This is a genomic window from Fictibacillus sp. NRS-1165, from assembly GCF_050468105.1.
Classification (GTDB): Bacteria; Bacillota; Bacilli; order Bacillales; family Fictibacillaceae; genus Fictibacillus_C; species Fictibacillus_C terrinigri.
The window spans coordinates 1-19,973 of the sequence record NZ_JBDPNU010000024.1 but is presented as its reverse complement, the minus strand read 5'-3'; the positions used below and the strand labels follow the sequence as shown (position 1 = coordinate 19,973).

Genomic DNA, 19,973 nt, shown 5'->3' with positions numbered 1-19,973 from the left:
AAACTCTACTATATTTGTACAAACTGACTTTTAATCAACTACCATCCATTAAGTAAACAAGCCAAATTGTCCATTCATTATATGGGGAGGGTGAACATTGAAGACCATTGATTTTTGCGTAAACGGAAAGGATGTGTCAGTCATTTGCAGTCCGGCAAAGACTTTGCTTGATGTGCTGAGGGAAGACGCCGGATTAACAGGAAGCAAAGAATGCTGCGGAAAAGGAGAATGCGGCTCCTGTACTGTTCTGCTCAATAATGTGCCAGTTTGTTCATGCTTGGTGCTGGCAGGACAGGTTGAAGGAGAACGAGTGGTCACAGTGGAAGGAATTGGAACGAAACAGGCGATGGATCCTGTTCAACAGGCATTTGTGGATGAAGGAGCAACCCAGTGCGGGTATTGCACACCTGGTCTGATTGTAGCTTCACGGGCGTATTTAACTTCCATCGGCCATGTTCCGGGCCTCGATGAAATCAAACGGGCGCTTGGCGGAAATCTATGCCGGTGTACCGGCTATACTAAAATTCTGCAAGCCGTCCAGACGGCCGCTGCCCGACAGCTTTCATCCCGTGAGCTCTAGCACGCCTTCCCTATCAGCCATTGTGCTTGCCGCAGGCCGTTCATCAAGAATGAGGACATTGAAAGCACTGCTTCCATGGAAAGGTACCTCACTCATCCGCTTTCAAACCGAAACACTGTTAAACGCCGGAATATCAGACATTGTGGTTGTTCTAGGATTCAGGGCAGCAGATTTATCAAACGAGCTCAGCTCCTACACTATAAAAACAGTGATGAACAAAGACTATCATTCTGGGAAATGCTCGTCCATCAAAGCTGGATTGGCAGCCGTAACTCAACCTTCTTCAGGTGTCATCATATGTGCGGTCGACCAGCCGTTATCATTGAATGTCGTTAGAAACTTGTACAAGCTCCACACGAAACACCCTGCCGCGATTATCCTTCCCTCCTTTAAAGGAAAACGCGGACATCCCCTGCTTATCCCGAAGTCTCTTTATGATGATCTGCAGGACATTAAGGAGCAGACACAGGGACTGAGGCACTTGGTCAACACCCGCCGGAAAGAAATCGTAACTGTCGAATTGGATGAACCAAGTATTCTTTTAAATCTAAATGAACAAGCCGACTACCAGGAGGCCTGTTGGGAGGATTCGTAATGTTAGTTTCAGAGATTGATATGCTGTCGCCTCGTTCTCTAAAGGAATGTCTTTTTATCCTGGAGAACGAAAAATCAAGCCTCCGCCTCTTAGCCGGGGGAACAGACGCCGTCGTGAGGATGAAGGAAGGAAAATGGCGGCCTGACTACTGGGTAAACCTTAAACATGTGGACGAGCTTCGTTTTATAACCATACAAAAAGATGAAATTCAGATCGGACCTCTCACCACTCATTCTGAAATCATAAACTCCCCTCTTCTACAGGCTCATGCCGACGTACTCGTACAAGCCTGCCAGGAAATTGGAGCCACCCAGATGCAGAACATAGGGACCATTGGAGGCAATATCGCCACAGCCTCTCCTGCAGGTGATACGATTCCTGCTTTATATGCACTTGGAGCGGTGATCGAACTCACCTCATTATCCGGTAAACGAATGATAAACGTGGAGGACTTCTTTATCGGACCCGGAAAAACCGCAGCCCAGCCCAATGAGATCATCTCCAAGATAGCATTTAACGTCCGCGGTAAAAATGACATCGGTATCTTTCAAAAGCTTGGTCCACGGAAAGCGCAGTCGATCTCCATCGTGAATGCAGCTGTTACTCTTTCCATGAAACAAGGCACGAAAGAGTGCACAGGCGGCCGCATCGCCTTCGGTTCAGTAGGCCCTACGGTTATCCGGGCAAAGAAATGCGAGGCGATGCTGACACTGGGCCCGCTTACAGACGAAATGATCGCCAATATTGGCAGGGTCGCCTGGAAAGAAGTCATGCCAATCTCTGATATCCGTGCCTCAGCTTCATACCGAAGGGATATGGCTAGCGCACTTCTTGAACGCGGACTTTACCGTTTATTGAAAAGGTGGGCAGAACATGAAGAATAGCCATTTTAAGTACGTGGGTAAAAGGATTCCCAGGATTGACGGGCCTGAAAAAGTGACGGGCGAACTGAAATACATGACAGACTACCAATTTGAAAACATGGTATGGGGTAAAGTGCTGCGCTCCTCATTTCCCTATGCAAGAATCAAGCATATCGACACCTCCAGGGCAGAAGCTCTGGCGGGAGTCCTTGCTGTTCTGACCCATAAAGACATTCCAGGCTTTAATGGCTTTGGGATTGTCGTGCCTGACCAGCCCGTGCTGGCAAGTGACGTGGTGCGCTGTACAGGTGACGCCATTGCGCTCGTTGCAGCAGAAACTCAGGAAATTGCAGAACACGCTCTCTCGCTCATCCATGTCGATTACGAACCGCTCACTCCTATTACTGATGCCGAGTTTGCAATGACAGACCGAGCCCCTTTTCTTCATGAGAGCGGAAACATCCACAGCCATGTCACCATCAAAAATGGAGACACAGAGAAGGCATTTTCTGAAGCGGATATTATTCTTGAAAACACCTTCTATTCCCCTCGCCAGATGCATGCTTTTATTGAAACAGAAGGTGGCTGGGGTGTGCTTGAGCCGGACGGGATGCTCACCATCCGCTGTCCGGGGCAATACGCATACCGCGACCGACTTCAGATCGCCCGCGCACTCGCTTTAAACCCGGCAAGGATTCGGGTGATTTCAAATCCAATAGGTGGCGCTTTTGGAGGAAAAGATGAGATTACCGTACAAATTTATTTGGCGCTCCTCGCCCTCCATACTGATGGGCGTCCGGTTAAAATCCATCTCAGCCGGGAAGAGTCGGTCATTGCAGGCATCAAGCGCCATCCCTTTAAAGTACAGATGAAAACAGCAGCAAGGAAAGACGGTACAGTCATCGCCAACCAGGTCCGAGCTGTAGCTGACACGGGAGCATATGCTTCATTAGGAGGCGCCGTCATCGCTCTTGCGATTGAACATTGCTGCGGGCCTTACAAGATTCCAAACGTTGACTTAGAAGGATTTTGCGTTTATACGAACAATGGCATCTCAGGAGCCTTCAGAGGCTTCGGTGTCAATCAGGTTTGTGCAGCGATAGAAACCCATATGGATATGCTGGCTGAGAAGCTGAACCTCGATCCTATTGAACTCCGGAAAAAGAATGTGTACCAAAAAGGCGATACATCGAGCATCGGCCATGTACTGAAAACAAGCGTCGGCACACTCCAAACGCTGGAAACTGCAGAAAAATGCGAGTTATGGAAGAACCGCGCTCTCCATAAAAAGGACATAAGCGAGCCTTGGAAAAAACGAGGAATCGGTCTCGCCACCTCTTTTCACGCGGTCGGCATGGGAATTGGACTTCCTGACTATGGTGCAGCCACCCTAGAATTGATGCAGGATGGAACATTTAAAGTGGGAGTCGGCTGTGAGGACATCGGCGGGGGCAACGGCACTGTTTATGCGCAAATAGCCGCAGAACTGCTGAATTGCAGCATCTCCAGTATTTCTGTCGTTCAAGGGGATACCTCTGAAACGATTGACAGTGGTACTGTTACAGCTTCTCGTTCTACCTACACCGGAGGCAAAGCGATTGCCGCTGCTGTTCCTAATATGATTCGTCTTCTGACCGAGGCGGCAGCAGAGATTCATGGAGTCATGCCGGAGAATGTGCTCATGGGGGAAGATGAGCTTTATGCATTGAAAGAAGATGAAGAAAAAACCGTCACCTATAAGGATATCTTTCATTACCTCTATGAAAAACACCGCCCCACTAAAGTGGAAGGCCACTTCATGCTTCCAAAAGAGCAAGAAGAATTCAAAGGTTCCGGCGGAGCACCTCACCATCTGTATGGCTATTTAACACACATTGTCCTTGTGGAAGTAGATACCATGACAGGAGAAACTGACGTCCTGCGGGTCGTATCCATTCCCGATGCCGGAAAAGTTCTTAATCCGCAGGGCCTTGAGGGGCAGGCAGAAGGTGGAGCTGTCATGGGGATCGGCTATACGTTATACGAGGATGTTCTTATGGAAGCCGGATACCATAAGACGACAAATTTCACTAATTATATCCTCCCTACGATAAGGGAAACTCCAATCATTGAAACGTTCCCAGTTGAAAGTGCTGAGGAGACCGGTCCTTTCGGAGCGAAAGGAATTGGTGAGGTAGTCATGATTCCCATAATCGCAGCGATCACGAACGCCATATACGATGCAGCCGGAATTCGCATTAAACATCTTCCTGCTACTCCGGAACGAATTTTTGCTGCATTGAAAGAGCAGGAAGCCTCCACTGCGGTGAACTTAAATGAATAAACAAGAACTCTATCAAGAACTTTCAGCAGCGATTACAAAAAGAAAACAGGTTTCTCTTGTAACGATCACAAGGGCAGCCCGAAAAGAAATGATCGGCAAACGAATGCTGCTCTTTTCACAGGAAGAGATCTACCCAGAAACCGGGATAGAGAGAACGCTTGTTTTAAAGCTCGCTGAACTCTGCCTTCCTTTTTTCCGCAAACAGATCACCAGGTCGGCTGTCCTGTACGGAAAGGATGACCCGATCACGGTCTTTCATGAAGTCTTTGCCCCTCCTCCCCATTTAATTATCGCCGGGGCGGGACATGTGGCAGAACCCGTTGCGCATATGGCAAAAATGCTGCGATTTTATACTACTGTAGTAGATGACCGCCCTGAATTTGCCCGTCAAGGGCGGTTTCCTTCTTCAGATGACGTTCGCTGTCAGTCCTTTCATTCTTATTTCCAGTCCGTCCCTCTCAATGAGTTCACCTACGTTCTACTAGTGACCAGAGGGCACCAATTCGATGTCCTCAGCCTTCAGCAGCTTCTCTCCCGAAACGAGAAACCCGCATATATTGGAATGATTGGAAGCAGACGCAGAATTGCTGGGGTTTTTGAACAGCTTCGAACAGATTTTCCTGATGAATCCTTTTCCCATCTTTATACACCTGTCGGACTTGATATCGGAGCCGAAACTCCTGAAGAGATTGCTGTCAGTATTTTTGCTGAGATCCTTGCCGTAAAGAACCGAAAATCCGGTGCTCCTCTCAGCGCGACAATCCGTGAACTGGCGAAAACTGGTTTCCATGAGAGGCGAAAAAGAAAACGATGAAGGAAATCGAATTTATTCAAACACTGCAAAATATTTTTTTTACTGGGGAGCCTGCGGCTTTAGCTACTATCGTCCGTACAAGAGGATCGACGCCCAGGAAGGCCGGCTCCAAAATGATCATCTATCCATCAGGAAGGATTATTGGCACGGTCGGAGGAGGCTGTGGAGAGGGTGAAGTCATCGAGAAAGCCTTGAAAGTCATCAACACCGGACAGCCTGTTACTCATGAGGTAGATCTAACGACCGGACTTCTTTATGAGGACGGCGGGATCTGCGGAGGGATCATGGACGTTTTTATTGAACCTTTACTTTAACAGAACAGGAGAATATTCCTGTTTTTTTGTTCATAGGATGTACCAATTAACCTGTCTCACCCTATGTGCAGCGGTCCTATTCTCATCTTTGGAATAAACGTTCCCTTTTTTCCGGTTAATTGAAAGGGTCTAAGGATCCTCAAATGAAGAAAAGGGGTGTTTTCCATGTCATCGGCAGGAAAAAGCGCAACAGTCAAAAGTTCCTTGGACAGATTTTTCAAATTAACTCAAAGAAAAACGAACACAAAGACTGAAATTCTCGCAGGCATTACAACCTTTCTGACCATGAGCTACATCATTTTTGTCAATCCCTCCATTCTCGCCGACGCCGGAATTCCAAAGGAAGCCGCTCTTGCCGCAACCATTTACGGCAGTGTCTTCTGTACACTGTTAATGGCTTTATGGGCAAACTTTCCGGTAGCAGTGGCACCAGGCATGGGGTTGAATGCATTCTTCACGTATACCGTAGTGCTTGGTGCCGGATTAAGCTGGCAAACCGCGCTCGGTGCCGTGTTTATTTCCGGTGTGGCATTTTTCCTGTTGACGGTCACCGGGGTTCGGCAAAAGATTGTTGACGGTGTTCCACCGCTATTAAAGTCTTCGATCAGTGTAGGAATCGGATTGTTCATTGCCTTCATCGGCCTGAAAAACTCCGGTATCGTCGTTTCCAATAAAGATACCTTTGTGAGCTTAGGGAAGATTACCGAGACCGGCCCGCTTCTCGCCCTGTTCGGTCTTCTTGTTGCCTCCTACCTAATGGCCAAGAAAAAGAAAGGTGCTTTGCTGATCAGTATTTTACTAACCACAGTGGCCGCTATGATTACAGGCTTTATTGACTATCCGCAAACTTTAAAAGATGTTGCTTCCTTCTCCCTGCCAAGCCTTTCAGAAACTTTCCTTGCGATGGATCTAAAAGGAGCGTTCGCTTATGGCATCTTATCCATTTTATTCTCTTTTACCATTGTTGAGCTGTTCGATAACCTTGCCACATTAATCGGCCTTTCAAGAAAAGCCGGTCTTGCGGATGAAAACGGAAAAATTGAAAATCTTGACCGCGCCCTGCAGGCTGATGCCGTCGGTACGATGGCAAGTGCAGCGATGGGCGGTACGGTAATGAATGCGTATGTTGAGAACGCGACAGGCATTTCTGAGGGTGGGCGCACAGGTCTCACAGCATTAACGGCGGGAGTTCTTTTCTTTTTGACGCTTTTCTTTGCACCACTCATCGCTTTTGTTCCGTCGGTTGCTACAGCGCCGATCTTGATAATTGTCGGAGCCTTAATGCTCAGCGAGATCAAAGCGATCGGTTTTGAAGATTATACCGATGTCATTCCTGCTTTTCTTACCATCATACTCATGCCTCTCACCTTCAGTATCGCGCAAGGCTTGGCGTTTGGCTTTATTTCCTACACGATCTTAAAGCTCATGACTGGCAAGCATAAGGACCTTCACTGGATGATGTACCTGATCAGTATCGCGTTTATAATCAACTTTATATGGGGAAGCCATTAAAGACAAAACCTTTGGGCCGGGATAGCATTAACCCGGCCCATTTCCAAAATCGATTCCGAAAGGGGCTAACATTTTATATGGATATCAATCATCAAGCTCTTTCTCATATCCTTGCCTCCTCTTCTAAGCGTGTTCCAGCTGATCTTGTCATTAAAAACGGGAAAATCATTGATGTATTCAACCTTGCGATCATGGAAGCCGATGTGGCGATCACAGATGGAAAAATCGTTGGCATCGGCCATTATGAAGGGAATAATCAAATCGATGCAGATGGCGCATACATATGCCCAGGACTCATCGATGGCCATGTACATATCGAATCATCCATGGTTACTCCGCAGGAATTCGCCAGGGTTGTCGTCCCTCATGGGGTAACTACAGTCATTGCCGACCCTCATGAAATTGCCAATGTGAGCGGAAAAGAAGGCATTGATTATATGATAAAAACTTCCGAGCAGCTGCCCCTTGATGTATATATCGCTCTTCCTTCCTGCGTGCCGGCTACACCGTTTGAACATGCCGGAGCGGAACTTAAAGCTGCAGATCTTGAACCATATTACTCTTCTCCCCGGGTGATCGGATTAGGAGAAGTCATGAACTACCCCGCTGTTTTTCAAGGCGACAGCGACATGTTGAAAAAATTGGCAGACGCCTCCAATTGCTCCCGGCACATCGACGGACATGCTTCTGGTGTGTCTGCAGAAGGCATCAATGTGTATATGGCCGCCGGAATTCGAACGGACCATGAATGTGTGACACCACAGGAAGTAAAAGAACGGCTGATGCGAGGAATGTATGTGATGCTCAGGGAGGGTTCTGCAGCAAGAGATCTTACTCTTCTGCTGGACGCCGTGGAGGAGAAGAACGCCCGAAGATGTCTGTTTGTCACCGATGACAAACATTTGGATGATTTAATCGAGAACGGCAGCATTGACCATAACATCAGACTGACGATTGAAAAGGGATTTGATCCTTTGCTTGCTATTCAGATGGCCACTCTAAATGCCGCTGAATGCTTTGGTTTAAAACAAAAAGGAGCGATCGCACCGGGATATGATGCAGACCTGGTTCTTTTGACGGATCTCACCAGCTTTAAAATTCAACAGGTGTACAAAAAAGGCATGCTGGCCGCTGCGCAAGGCGTAATGCTCCCTTTTCAGGACGAGCCCTCAGCTCCACCGCCCGTTATCACGAACAGTGTTCATCTGCTTCGGGTGTCTGAAGAATCATTGTCCATTCCAATGAAAAGCGGGATGGCCAACGTCATTAAAATTATTCCAAACAGTATCGTAACAAAACATGTGACAGAGGAAGTCAGTCTTTTGGACAGCTGTTTCAAACCTGATCTCAATAGAGACCTGCTCAAACTGGTTGTCGCAGAACGCCATCACCTGACTGGAAATATCGGCTGCGGAATTCTAAAAGGCCTTGGTATAACTTCTGGAGCCATCGTCTCTACGGTCGCTCACGATTCCCATAATATTGTCGCTGCAGGCACTAATGATCGCGATCTCTTAAAAGCAATTGAAGTGATTGCCGAAATGAGAGGCGGCTTGGCTGTTATTGAAAAAGGTGAGGTACTGGCATCCCTGCCTCTGCCTATTGCCGGTCTTATGTCCGATAAAAATCATAAAGAAGTCTATCAGAAGCTGCAGAAAATTCATTCAGCATTAAAAACCATTGGGTTTACACATGACTTTAACCCGTTTTTGACCTTATCTTTTTTGGCACTTCCCGTCATACCCGAGTTAAAGCTTACAGATATGGGATTGTTTGATGTTATATCCTTTCAGCACATTTCTGCAGAGTATAAAAAACCGCCCGTTTAAGTGAAAAAAGATTCCCAGGAAACATCATGCCTGGAAATCTTTTTTTCAGCTTCTATTACTCTTATTCATCCTCCTGATGGGATGAATGCAGAGAATTGATAAGATCATAATAATCATCCGGTTTTTCAAATTGATCAGGTGCCCAGTTTTGTTTAATCCAAGACGCGACTTCGGGTGCACTTTGAAAAATCCGGCCTGTAGTGTCACTGTCTCGAACGGTATAAATATTGTTATCTACATCGATTGTTACATCGCAAGGAAAGGCTCCATCCTTTTTGTACAAAGAGTACTCCATGGCAACTACCTCCTCCTGAAATAGAATAATTAAGTTATACCCTTTTTCGTTTCTTTTTATGTTGATTTATTGGACGCCTCTCTTCATTCGAATAGAGAATACCTTCTCCGAGCACCCTAATGAGGTCATAGATGAAGGAGGCTTAATCATGGAAAAGAAACAGCAAAAAACAACGGAAACCCTTACAAACGCACCGGAGCAAAAAGAGTTTACCATTGCATCAGGGCTGAACCCAAAACATCCATTGGGGTCAGATGCCTACAGCCCGGGAGATTCGGTGGAAGAACATAAACAGATAGAAAGCACTAACCTTTATCTCAATGAAGGAGAGATCAGCCAGCAGAACAATAATTTATAGTTATTTCAGGCATAATTTCTTTTCAAACGCAGAAAATAATGAAGTGAAAAGGAGGTTATTTGATGCAAAGTCTATTGCTTAAGATTATCAGCATCCCGTTGATTCTTCTTTTGTGTACGTTTTGGTTTGAAAGTGTTACGTTTAACAAACCGCTTCCCTTCCTCATTATTACAATCATTCTTGCGCCGATCGCCGTTCTAATGGAGTATGTGTTTCTTCCGCGTTTATCTTTTTGGTCCGTGATCGCAGCGGACTTCATCGTCTCCTATATTGTGGTCTATACAATTAGTTCCATAATGTCCGGTGCCTATGTGACGCTATGGGGAACTTTTTTAATCTCACTTGCTTTTACATTGGTCGAGCTGCTTATCCACAGACAGATCGTTGCCGATCATATGAGGCATTCTTATAATTGAAAAATGTGTGAAAAGTGCCTTATGCCACGATGGATAGGGTTCTTTTTCTGCCGAGATTTTCCTAAACCGCTCTTCAGGCCAATCCAATTTTAAATATGACTGTAAATAGACTGCTGGCTGATGCAGTCTTTTTTTAAATCGGCAGGTTCAAATAAGTTGCAGTCCCGTCCAGACTTGCCTACAATAACGTTGATTAGGTCACTATTATTCTAAAAGAAAGAGGTAATATGATGCGTACGATGCCTTTAGAGAAACGAGAAATCACTTCAAGCCGTCTGGCATTAGGGTGTATGGGTTTTGGCGGCAATTGGGACCGAAGCCCCATTTCTGACGAGGAAATCTTGAAAACTGAAAAAGCCATTGATGCCGCACTTTCTTCTGGCATCACCATGTTCGACCACGCGGATATATACACGCTTGGAAAAGCAGAAGAAGCGTTTGGCCGAGTATTAAAAGGAAACCCAAGCTTACGTGATCAGATGGTCATTCAAAGTAAATGCGGAATCCGCTTTGCTGATGACACCGGACCCGGCCGTTATGATTTTTCAAAGGAACACATACTGCGTTCGGTGGATGGTATTTTGCAAAGACTTACCGTTGACCATTTAGACATCCTGCTTCTTCACCGCCCTGATCCGCTCATGGAGCCTGATGAAGTAGCAGAAGCGTTTCAGCAATTAAAAACATCCGGTAAAGTCCTCCACTTTGGTGTATCCAATATGAACAAAGCGCAAATACAGTTTCTTGAGGCCTATTCTGATGAGCGTTTAGTTGTAAACCAGTTAGAGATGAGTCTGAACAAGCTCGATTTTGTTGATCAAGGGGTGCATGTTAATCAACAAGAAGGAACATCCGTCAACTTTGCTGATGGACTAATGGAGTATTGCATGATGGAAAACATACAAATTCAAGCATGGTCTCCTCTTGCGCAAGGTATCTTTTCAGGCAATAAATCATTAGAGTTGTCCGATGCAGAAACAAAGACAAAAGAGCTAGTGGAAAAAATGGCTGCAGATAAAAGAACCACAAGGGAAGCGATTGTTCTTGGATGGCTCATGCGCCATCCAGCAAAAATCCAGCCCGTCATCGGTACGTCGAATGTTCAGCGTATCATAGACGCAGGGGATGCTGTCCGACAGTCAGAAATAATGACACGTGAGGAATGGTATGCCCTGTACGTAGCGTCCAGAGGCAATAAACTTCCTTAACATAAAAAGCCAGCCCCGGGATCAACCTGGGGCCTGGCTACTTTCTCCTTCCATTTTCCGGTCCTCATCCAACACAACTTCTCTTCTCATCGTTTCATGTTTTTTCAAATCTTGTTCCAGACGTTTCACCTTATTTCTAAGCTGAACTACCTTTAGTATTCCAAAGAATCCCACAGCCAATCCGCCAACCGCTGCCGAACCTAAAATAATCAGGACAAGCGGCCATTTTACGGTTCCAAAAATATAATTAAATTCTACATCATTGCCATTAACTACAGCGAAAACGGCGATCAGCAGGGCAAAGAGCAGTCCGAAAATCAAATACCCTTGTGCTTTCATATCTCAGCCTCCTTAGCACTCCTATTCCCCAATTCCTGATAATCTAAATAAAAAAATGAAGAAATCCTTAACTGTCTTGATAAAATGGCTAATTCATGTTACAGTAGTAATAGTTATTTTTGTTCGGTACATGACTTCTTCGCAGCGGTTTGCGTCTTGAATGATATTTGAGCAGGAATAGTAATAAATCGTGGTTTTGATCCACACAGGAGGAACATCATATGTTACAAGGTAAAGTTAAATGGTTTAACGCAGAAAAAGGTTTCGGCTTCATCGAGGTTGAAGGCCAAGACGATGTATTCGTACACTTCTCTGCTATTCAAGGCGAAGGTTTCAAATCTCTTGAAGAAGGTCAAGATGTAACTTTTGAAATCACTGAAGGTGCTCGCGGACCTCAAGCTGCAAACGTTCAAAAGTAAGCAGATAAAAAGACTCCTGAAGTCAGGAGTCTTTTTTTATTGTGTTTTTTTCATAAAAGTTTGTATCGCTCGTATGAGTTCACATGGAGATTCGTACATTCCCATATGGCCCGAATCTGTAAGCACGGATTGTGTAATCCATTCCCCCGAGACAGAAAATGTCTTTTCCGCCGGGATCACCTGATCTCGTTCGCCTGCTATAAGAAGCACTGGCATTTTGGAGGATTGGAGAACATCATTGCGGTTCGGACGGTTCTTCATCGCTACCAGTGCGCAAATTGCCCCTTCATCCAGAGTCCCATAGCCAATCTCTCTTGCTCTCTCAATCTTTTCCTTTTGGGCGGATGCGGGTGCAAACAACTTGGGAACGAGCTGATCGATTACCTCTTTCAATCTGCCATCCTTTATTTTTTCAATCGTCTGATCCCTGCCGTTCCTTCCAGCTTCATCATCCGGGAAAGCAGTTGAATGAATGAGCCCAAAAGCTTTCAGCCGGTTACTTTGATGGTCAGCAAAGGCCAGTGTAATATAACCCCCAAGGGAATGCCCGAACATTGTGACTTTTTCCAGCCCCAAATGCTGAAGCAAATCTTTAATATCCTCAGAAAGATCCTCCACTGCGCAAGCAGATTCCCTGACGGATGATTTTCCATGACCCCTCAGATCAGGAGCAATTACCCGATAATCCTTAGCGAGTTCAGGGATAACCTCCTCCCAATACTCATGGCTTCCGCAGAAACCGTGAAGGAGCACGATCGGTTCTCCTTTGCCTTCATCCATATACGACATTCTCACAGTTCCAAGGTCTGCAGTTTTTAATTTCAAGGCTGCTCCACTCCTTCTGCACTTTTATATTGATCAACTTGCCGTTTCAAATCCTCCAGCTCATCCAATAATTTTACCATCATATTATCCGTGCGTCTAAGTTCTTCATTCAGCATGCTTATCGTTTCTTCTTTCCATAACAATGGATCTGCATGAACTGGAGCGATGGGAAGATCTTTATAAACAACGCCTTCTTCCGATTCTAGGAGAAAAGTAAATAACGATTTCATAGCATGGATCACCAAGAGCTATTCTCTTGCGCAGACTTACTTTACTGTAACCAAAATTAGTGGATTGCACTTCTCTTGATAGAAACCTTCCATCCTTTCTCCCGAGCAGATTCCAATTTGCCGAATATACCCATCAGCAACAAATTCCTGCAGATGAGCGTACTGTGCAATCAGCTTAGCCAAAAACGTGGCGATTCAAGCCCTGATCGATCATGATATCAGCTCCAGCCAAATCTGGCCTACTACTCCATACCCTATTATGTTTCATGTCATGTGTCCTTTGTGATGAATTAAAGGTATTTCAGCCAAAAAAAGACCCTAAATGGGTCTTCTGGGAATTCCGTTCTCACATCTTTCGCATCTTTATGCCGGAAACAGAATGGTTTTTTCCTTTTTCCAAGATCAAGTGCGCTCTATACTTGGTAGGAAGAATATTCTCACGCAGGTTTAGGCCGTTGATGGTATTCCAAATATTCAAAGCGAACTGGATCGCTTCATCATCCTTTAAGTCAGCGTACCGGTGGAAATACGAGATCGGACTTTGGAACGCTGTATTCCTTAAAATCTTAAAACGCTCAACGTACCATTTTTTTATCTCTTCTTCGTCTGCATCGACATACAGGGAAAAATCGAAGAAATCTGAGACAAAGATCTGATGGGTTTGTTTATTCCTTTTTTGTTTCGGAACCTGTAGTACGTTTATTCCTTCAACAATAACGATGTCCGGTGCAGAAATGGTTTGTACCTTGTCAGGCAAAATGTCATATTCCAAGTGAGAATAGATCGGCGCCTCAACTACAGGATTGCCGGATTTCAAATCGGAAAGAAAATGTATCAATCCTTTCAGATCATAGCTTTCCGGGAAACCCTTCCGGCCCATAAGACCCTTTTGCTCAAGGACAGCATTCGGGAACAAAAAGCCATCTGTCGTTACAAGCTCAACTTTCGGTGTATTCGGCCAACGTGAAAGAAGAGCCTGAATGATTCGAGATGTCGTGCTTTTCCCTACAGCGACGCTTCCTGCAATGCCTATAATGAACGGCGGTTTTTTCATTTGCTTTCTTAAAAAAGCATTAGACTGCTGATGCAGCTGCTGTGAGGCTGTCACATGGAGGTTCAGTAGGCGGCAAAGCGGCAAGTAGATGGAAGACACCTCATCAAGAGAAACATTTTCATTGATTCCCTGAAGCTCCGATATTTCCCATTCCGTCAACGGCTGTATATCGGCCGAATACAGGCTCGCCCACTCGCTTCTTGAAAAAGAAAGATAGGGCGACAGCGACTCATTCTCTAACATCATCTGGCTCATTGCTGGCATCTCCTTTTTGGATCACTATGCTTAATATTCTATATAAACGGTCATAGGATACTCATACATTTAAAAGTTGGATCTATCGCTTTACAATGTTAACACAATTTTAAAGATAAGATAACCTGATTGTAAACCCAAACGGCTTAAATAAGAAAGCGGTTTCGCCCAAAAAGATAAAAAGGATCCCCAATCACTAGGAAATCCTTTTTATCCATCATCCCTTTACTTACGGAAGAAACGTTTTTTCCAAAAAATAAAAGATACAAGGCCAGAGAGTGTAAATGCCAAGCATAGACTGATGAAAAATGCATGGGGATACTTTTGAAACGGCAAAGGAATGTTCATGCCGTAGAAACTCGCCACCATGGTAGGGAGAGCGAGTATGATCGTAATGGATGTCAGAAAACGCATCTCGACGTTCAAGTTGTTGGATATAACAGAAGAAAAAGCATCCATCAAACTTTTTAAGATATTTCGATAAATCAAGCTCATTTCGATGGCCTGTTTATTTTCAATGATAACGTCCTCTAACAGGTCCTTATCCTCTTCATACATCTTCAAATAGCTGACCTTCAATAATTTTTCAAGAACGGCATCGTTCGACTTAAGCGAGGTCGCAAAATAGACAAGGGACTTTTCAAGTCTGAGCAGCTCAAATAGATCATCATTCTTCAATGATTCTCTCAGTTCATTTTCGATCTGTTCGGTTTTCCGATTGATCTGACGCAGATACCGCAAGTAATAGGTCGCGATCATCTGCAGCAGCTGAAAGACAAAGCGTGTTTTCTTGTACGTATAAAAATTCTTCACTTTATGTTTAGCAAACAACTCAAGAATGGGGTTCTCCCTAAGGCATACCGTAATAAAATGCGTATCCGTTGAAATCATTGCAAGCGGAAACGTATCGTACTGTATTCCATTTTCATCCGATTCAAGGATCGGAAGGTCGACGATAACACTCACGGTGTTTCCTTCTTTCTCCACCCTTGAACGTTCCTCTTCATCCAGAGCATCTCGTAAAAAATCCGGATCGATTCCGATCTTTTCAACGACCCAGTTGATTTCTTCATTGGTAGGCGCAATCAAGTTAATCCAGCAGCCTTTTTGAATATCGTCCATCTCTGATAATTGATTGGCAGTGTCAGTGTAATAAACATTCAGCATATGATCTACCTCTTACATTCAGTCTATTCCTATAATAAAACAAATCCATTTAAAAAAGTAAACAAAAGATTTATTTTTTGCTATAAAAGCAAAAGAGCCTTTACATGTAAAGGCTCTTCTTTCTACGCTAGATCCAATTGTATGCTTACTTTGAAAAGATCACCGTCAGCTTCAACCTCCATATTTCCCTCGTGAAGGTCAATGATCGATTTGGCGATGGCCAGCCCTAGGCCGGAGCCTTCCGTATGCCGGGATGTATCTCCTCGTTTGAAGCGTTCAAACAATTCTTCAGTGTTGCCGCCCAGCTCGTATTTCGAGACGTTTTTGAAAGAGAGATGAGCTTTTCCGTGCTTTTTTTCCACCGCGATATAAACCCGCGTACCTTCAAGAGAATATTTAAGGATGTTTCCGATCAGGTTGTCAAACACTCGCCACATTTTCTGTCCATCCACATGCACATCGATGGGCTGTTCCTTGGCGGACATTCTCACTTGCAGCGTCGATTGTTCGATCGCTTCATCATGCTCAGCCAAAGCCTGCTGCAGCAGCTGAACGATATCCACAGTCGTTTTCACGAGTTCAATATTTCCACTTGCCATCTTTGAAGCTTCAAAAAGATCATCGATCAGAACTTTTAAACGTTTTGACTTTTTATCAATGATTTGTACGTAAGCTTCCCTAGACGCCTCATCCAGACCATGGGTCTTTAGAAGCTCGGTATACGTGATGATGGAAGTAAGAGGAGTCCTGAGATCGTGGCTGACATTCGTGATCAGTTCTGTCTTCAGCCGCTCGCTCTTTGCCTCTGATCGTTGAAGAGACTTTACGCCGTGTTTCAGCGTATTAATGTTCCTGGCCAAACCTGCAAGAACAGAACGTCCTTTCGCCTTCAAATCCGGCTCCATGTTCCCTGCAGCAAGCTCAGTCAAATGATGCACAATCCGGTTGAAATACGATATTTTTTTCAGGGAGAAGATCAGTACTGGGATGGTCACCGCAATAAACATCACAACATATAAAACAGCCAGCTGATTATGATATAAGATAATTCCTACACCAAAACCGGAAGCGAAAATTACAATTAGCAATACGAAATACTGAAAAGCAAGGCTGCGGAAATGGAAGACCTTCTCTAAATCATTCCAGAAACGGTGGATCAAAGCTGTTTTCCAATATTCTTTCGTCCAGGCTTTGCCTTTCCACTCGGTTAAAATCCAGATTAGTTGAATGATGTTCAGGCCTATCATTATACAGAAAAGCACCCTATAGGCAGACTTTTTTTAGTGTCTACACTATAGGGTACACATTACAGATGGGATCAGCTTTTTCTATCATTATGCTCTTTTTCGTTCGGATGAATCCTTTTTTCGGTGAGCGGATGTTTTTTGCTTCTGCGGTTGCGTTCGTCCACCATTCTTATAGTAAGCATGGCAAAACTGATCATTAAGGACAATACCTTATACACCGCCATCACCAACATCCTCCCTTTTAATTTGGGATTGTTATTTACTTTTGGACAGCCATGTCCTTATTTGATCCCTGTCTAGGAGCATTTCCTTTCTCAGGGTTTAAGAAAAGCAATCCATTGCCCTCCCCTTTTTTCGTAAGCCCGATGGTCTCGGTATTTTTACAAAGCTGGGCATATATCTCAGGTTCCGTGAGCTCCCTGCCAAATTCTGCTTCCTCTTTTTGGATCAGTACGGCAACTGCTCCTGAAACGTGCGGTGTGGCCATAGAGGTTCCAGAAAGTTTGGCGTACTTATTACCAGGATACGTTGATAATACTTTCACTCCTGGGGCGACGAGATCGATCTCATCATTCGTATTTGAAAATTCCGCCAGGCGTTTTTGTTCATCCACCGCACCGACCTCGACAACTTCTTTATAGTAGCCTGGATAGGCCTGTTCATCAGAATTTTCATCGGAGTCTCCTTCATTGCCTGCTGCACAAACGACCATCACGTTTTTGTCCACTGCATTCTTGATGGCTTCGTGCATTTCCGGCACATCATCCGGTCCTCCCAGAGACATAGAGATGACCCGGACTTTTTCGCCCTTATCGCCTCTCCACTCTACCGCATAATTCATCGCGTCAATGATTCCCTTGTAGCTTCCGCTGCCGTCCTTGTCAAGCACTCGCAGAATCAGGAGCTTTACTTCTGGTCCAACACCCGTAACCCCCAGTTGATTCACAGACGCTGCAATTGTACCTGCTACATGCGTCCCATGAAAGTGTCCATCGGAATAATCCTCAGGATCACCATCAACAAAATTTCGTCCCCCAATGACCCGGTCTTTTAGATCGGGATGATTTACATCGCATCCTGTATCAAGAACGGCTACAACCACATCAGTTCCCTTATATCCTTGCTCCCAGGCTGCTGGAGCATTGATCATTTGAATACCATACGGAATTTCTTCACCAACAGTCTGCAGAACCTCTTCTAGCTTAAAAGGAATTAAACGAACTTCACTCATACGTCCTTCCTCCTTTATATAGGTGATGGTGCAACGATAAAGATGAAATACCATGGAAAAAGTGACAGGGGACAGTTGAGCTGACAAAAAGCCATGTCTTTAAAAGAAACTGGATTAACCGTTACAGGCTGCCTCCTCTTTTGACATCAAACTGGTATGGGAATAGGTGTTTGCATCATTTTAGCATCCTGTTTGTCCAAAAACAACCTTTTTCAGAAAAATGAGAATTTTGTTCTATTCTATATTAAGATCAGCTGAGGTTTAAAGCATGTTTGATTGTTTTTCTCCCTTTTTACTGGGTCATTCGATTCAGAGCAAAAAATAAGAAGGAGCTATTCGCTCTCCGCCTCTTTTTTCTGTTTGAGTTTATGCTGTTTCCAGCTTGTATAAGAAAACGTGCAGGTAAGTATAAAAAACGATCGAAGCGCTTAGTATCATGAAATCCCACATGCTCCCGTTACAGCTGCCGCGGACTCGAAAATTCCGCCCGTTGTTTTTTCTCCTTAACCGGCAGGCGGGGATAATGAAGCTCTGCAAGCACAAACACTTCTTCTGTGAGTTCTTCCATCGCTTTTAAGCTATGTTAGAGGATTCCCCCGTTAAAATGTCAGCAAACCGTTCATGCAGATTCGGAACGATCATCACTCGGCGCTTTATTCCATAAAATATGCAGTTCAATATCTGAATGCCTGTCCTCCCATCCCCTCGAAACGGAGCCGGCGAGAAATATCCTTTTTTCGGTTGAAAGAAAGTGCGCGTGCCTATACTATGGAATATGGAATTGAGAAAGGAGGCGTTAGTGGAATGAAACTTTTTTCACATAATGACCTTGATGGTAAATCATGCGGCATTGTTGCCATGCTGGCACTTGGAGAAGAGAATGTAGAGACGTTCTACTGTTCGCATGACAATATTAATCGCCGTGTTTCTGACTTCCTGCTTGATGCTGAGCAGGAACATAAAGCGGTATACATAACGGATATTGCAGTAAATGAAGAACTCGCCGAAAAACTTCAGTCACGGTACGAAAGCGGACGGGAAGTACAGCTCATCGATCATCATGTCACTGCAGACCACTTTAACCAATATGACTGGGGCCTTGTTCAAACAAAACAAGAGGACGGCAGACTGACTTCTGCGACCTCTCTCCTTTATGAGCACTTTATTAAGAATGGCCTGCTCAAGGACTCTGGAGCGTTAAAAGAATTTGTAGAGCTCGTCAGACAGTATGACACGTGGGAATGGTTTGAGAATGAAAACGAAAATGCCAAGCGCTTGAACGACTTGTTCTTTTTGCTTCCTCCGGGCGAGTTTGAGAAAAATATGCTGGAGCGATTGAAAACAGAAGATCATTTTCATTTTTCTGAAACAGAAGAAACCATTCTTCAGCTCGAGGAAGACAGCCGAAAAGCGTATATCAAGAAAAAGCAGAGACAAATGGTTGAAACTTGGGATGAGGTTTACAATACGGGAGGGGAACCCTACCGAATCGGAATCGTCCATGCGGAAAGCCACCATTCTGAGCTCGGGAACGAACTGAACCGGGAAAATCCCCATCTTGATCTGATCGTCATCTTAAATATTGGCGGGAAACGAGCCGGTTTCCGAACCATCTATGAACATGTGGACGTATCTAAATATGCCGCCCAGTTTGGAGGCGGCGGACACCCTAAAGCTTCCGGATGCACCCTCACTCCAGAAGGATTCCAGCGCTTTGTCCTGCCTGCCTTTGAAATACCGCCGAGACGGCGCGATGCACAAGACAACGAATGGAACGTCAGGGAAAGCGTGTATGGTACGCTATTCATTAATTACAAGAGAGAAATTACTAACCTTTTTCAGGCAAGCGACCTAAAATGGAAACTGATTCATAACAGCGTCCTAGTTCCGAGGTCGTTTCAGGATTTTCAGTCGGCTGAAAACTATTTGAAACGCCAGTACAATTCATGGCTCATGCCAGATGAAAAGTATTTGGAATATGTAAGCTCAAGCCTCAGTATTCCACTGGAAAAAGTCATGTCAGATTACAGGGAAATTATGGACCAGCATCGTTCCTTCTTTATTAAGGGATAAAAAACTGGGGCTGTCCAGAAAGTCAG

At 44.8% G+C, this 19,973-nt stretch carries 22 protein-coding genes and 1 pseudogene; 13 read left to right on the top strand and 10 right to left on the bottom strand.

Translation table 11 applies throughout. The features are described from left to right. The first annotated feature begins 97 nt into the window (after positions 1-97). The 8 genes from ABHN01_RS10175 (at position 98) to ade (ending at position 8,830) form a co-directional block, all read left to right on the top strand. The gene (locus tag ABHN01_RS10175; RefSeq protein WP_429875453.1) at positions 98-580 is read left to right on the top strand and encodes a (2Fe-2S)-binding protein; all 483 of its coding nucleotides are present in this window, start codon (positions 98-100) and stop codon (positions 578-580) included. Then, positions 486-1,175, top strand: a complete 690-nt coding sequence (locus ABHN01_RS10170) for a nucleotidyltransferase family protein (RefSeq protein ID WP_429875452.1) — start codon at positions 486-488, stop codon at positions 1,173-1,175. Before ABHN01_RS10175 ends, ABHN01_RS10170 begins: the two co-directional genes overlap by 95 nt. Next, positions 1,175-2,059, top strand: a complete 885-nt coding sequence (locus ABHN01_RS10165) for an FAD binding domain-containing protein (RefSeq protein WP_429875451.1) — start codon at positions 1,175-1,177, stop codon at positions 2,057-2,059. The genes ABHN01_RS10170 and ABHN01_RS10165 overlap by 1 nt, the downstream gene beginning before the upstream one ends. Continuing rightward, positions 2,049-4,361: a xanthine dehydrogenase family protein molybdopterin-binding subunit gene (locus ABHN01_RS10160; protein WP_429875450.1), complete on the top strand. Its 2,313-nt coding sequence runs from the start codon at positions 2,049-2,051 to the stop codon at positions 4,359-4,361. The genes ABHN01_RS10165 and ABHN01_RS10160 overlap by 11 nt, the downstream gene beginning before the upstream one ends. Next, the gene (locus ABHN01_RS10155; RefSeq protein ID WP_429875449.1) at positions 4,354-5,175 is read left to right on the top strand and encodes an XdhC family protein; all 822 of its coding nucleotides are present in this window, start codon (positions 4,354-4,356) and stop codon (positions 5,173-5,175) included. The genes ABHN01_RS10160 and ABHN01_RS10155 overlap by 8 nt, the downstream gene beginning before the upstream one ends. Then, positions 5,172-5,489, top strand: coding sequence for an XdhC family protein (locus tag ABHN01_RS10150; protein WP_429875448.1), 318 nt, complete (start codon positions 5,172-5,174; stop codon positions 5,487-5,489). Before ABHN01_RS10155 ends, ABHN01_RS10150 begins: the two co-directional genes overlap by 4 nt. Positions 5,490-5,654: 165 nt before the next feature. Beyond that, positions 5,655-7,001, top strand: coding sequence for an NCS2 family permease (locus ABHN01_RS10145; RefSeq protein WP_429875447.1), 1,347 nt, complete (start codon positions 5,655-5,657; stop codon positions 6,999-7,001). Between the two features lie 77 nt (positions 7,002-7,078). Continuing rightward, a complete protein-coding gene (gene ade / locus ABHN01_RS10140; protein ID WP_429875446.1) occupies positions 7,079-8,830 on the top strand; it encodes an adenine deaminase in 1,752 nt (583 codons plus the stop codon). A gap of 61 nt (positions 8,831-8,891) precedes the next feature. On the opposite strand, the gene ABHN01_RS10135 is transcribed toward ade, so the two are convergent. After that, complete coding sequence (locus ABHN01_RS10135; protein WP_429875445.1) at positions 8,892-9,125, bottom strand: hypothetical protein; 234 nt, start codon at positions 9,123-9,125, stop codon at positions 8,892-8,894. Between the two features lie 148 nt (positions 9,126-9,273). Here ABHN01_RS10135 and ABHN01_RS10130 point away from each other — a divergent pair, with 148 nt between their 5' ends. From ABHN01_RS10130 to ABHN01_RS10120, 3 genes are all read left to right on the top strand, one after another. Further along, complete coding sequence (locus ABHN01_RS10130) at positions 9,274-9,483, top strand: hypothetical protein (RefSeq protein ID WP_429875444.1); 210 nt, start codon at positions 9,274-9,276, stop codon at positions 9,481-9,483. Between the two features lie 62 nt (positions 9,484-9,545). Next, on the top strand, positions 9,546-9,899 hold the full coding sequence (locus ABHN01_RS10125; RefSeq protein ID WP_429875443.1) for a DUF2512 family protein: 354 nt from the start codon (positions 9,546-9,548) through the stop codon (positions 9,897-9,899). Positions 9,900-10,129: 230 nt separating this feature from the next. After that, positions 10,130-11,107, top strand: a complete 978-nt coding sequence (locus tag ABHN01_RS10120; protein ID WP_429875442.1) for an aldo/keto reductase — start codon at positions 10,130-10,132, stop codon at positions 11,105-11,107. A 21-nt stretch (positions 11,108-11,128) separates the two neighbouring features. Here the strand turns inward: ABHN01_RS10120 and ABHN01_RS10115 are convergent, their stop codons facing one another. Next, positions 11,129-11,446 carry a LapA family protein gene (locus ABHN01_RS10115; RefSeq protein WP_429875441.1) on the bottom strand — a complete coding sequence of 106 codons (318 nt, stop codon included), beginning with the start codon at positions 11,444-11,446 and terminating at the stop codon, positions 11,129-11,131. Positions 11,447-11,667: 221 nt separating this feature from the next. On the opposite strand from ABHN01_RS10115, the gene ABHN01_RS10110 reads away from it, so the two are divergent. Further along, positions 11,668-11,865, top strand: coding sequence for a cold-shock protein (locus tag ABHN01_RS10110; protein WP_090232622.1), 198 nt, complete (start codon positions 11,668-11,670; stop codon positions 11,863-11,865). A gap of 36 nt (positions 11,866-11,901) precedes the next feature. Here ABHN01_RS10110 and ABHN01_RS10105 read toward each other — a convergent pair whose 3' ends face one another. The 8 genes and pseudogenes from ABHN01_RS10105 to ABHN01_RS10070 form a co-directional block, all read right to left on the bottom strand. Beyond that, positions 11,902-12,690, bottom strand: a complete 789-nt coding sequence (locus ABHN01_RS10105; RefSeq protein ID WP_429875440.1) for an alpha/beta fold hydrolase — start codon at positions 12,688-12,690, stop codon at positions 11,902-11,904. Further along, positions 12,687-12,920 carry a hypothetical protein gene (locus ABHN01_RS10100; protein ID WP_429875439.1) on the bottom strand — a complete coding sequence of 78 codons (234 nt, stop codon included), beginning with the start codon at positions 12,918-12,920 and terminating at the stop codon, positions 12,687-12,689. Before ABHN01_RS10100 ends, ABHN01_RS10105 begins: the two co-directional genes overlap by 4 nt. A gap of 346 nt (positions 12,921-13,266) precedes the next feature. Further along, positions 13,267-14,229, bottom strand: coding sequence for a type I pantothenate kinase (coaA, locus tag ABHN01_RS10095; protein ID WP_429875438.1), 963 nt, complete (start codon positions 14,227-14,229; stop codon positions 13,267-13,269). Positions 14,230-14,454: 225 nt separating this feature from the next. Continuing rightward, a complete protein-coding gene (locus tag ABHN01_RS10090) occupies positions 14,455-15,396 on the bottom strand; it encodes a magnesium transporter CorA family protein (protein WP_429875437.1) in 942 nt (313 codons plus the stop codon). 122 nt (positions 15,397-15,518) lie between these two features. Beyond that, the gene (locus tag ABHN01_RS10085) at positions 15,519-16,643 is read right to left on the bottom strand and encodes a sensor histidine kinase (protein WP_429875436.1); all 1,125 of its coding nucleotides are present in this window, start codon (positions 16,641-16,643) and stop codon (positions 15,519-15,521) included. Positions 16,644-16,714: 71 nt separating this feature from the next. Next, positions 16,715-16,867 (bottom strand): hypothetical protein, encoded by a 153-nt coding sequence (locus ABHN01_RS10080; RefSeq protein ID WP_429875435.1) that lies wholly within the window; start codon positions 16,865-16,867, stop codon positions 16,715-16,717. A gap of 35 nt (positions 16,868-16,902) precedes the next feature. Then, positions 16,903-17,874: a S8 family peptidase gene (locus ABHN01_RS10075; RefSeq protein WP_429875434.1), complete on the bottom strand. Its 972-nt coding sequence runs from the start codon at positions 17,872-17,874 to the stop codon at positions 16,903-16,905. 628 nt (positions 17,875-18,502) lie between these two features. Continuing rightward, positions 18,503-18,604: pseudogene (locus ABHN01_RS10070) on the bottom strand (DUF4037 domain-containing protein); the annotation flags it as partial. Between the two features lie 74 nt (positions 18,605-18,678). Here ABHN01_RS10070 and ABHN01_RS10065 point away from each other — a divergent pair. Continuing rightward, complete coding sequence (locus tag ABHN01_RS10065) at positions 18,679-19,947, top strand: DHH family phosphoesterase (protein ID WP_429875433.1); 1,269 nt, start codon at positions 18,679-18,681, stop codon at positions 19,945-19,947. The last annotated feature ends 26 nt before the right edge of the window (positions 19,948-19,973 follow it).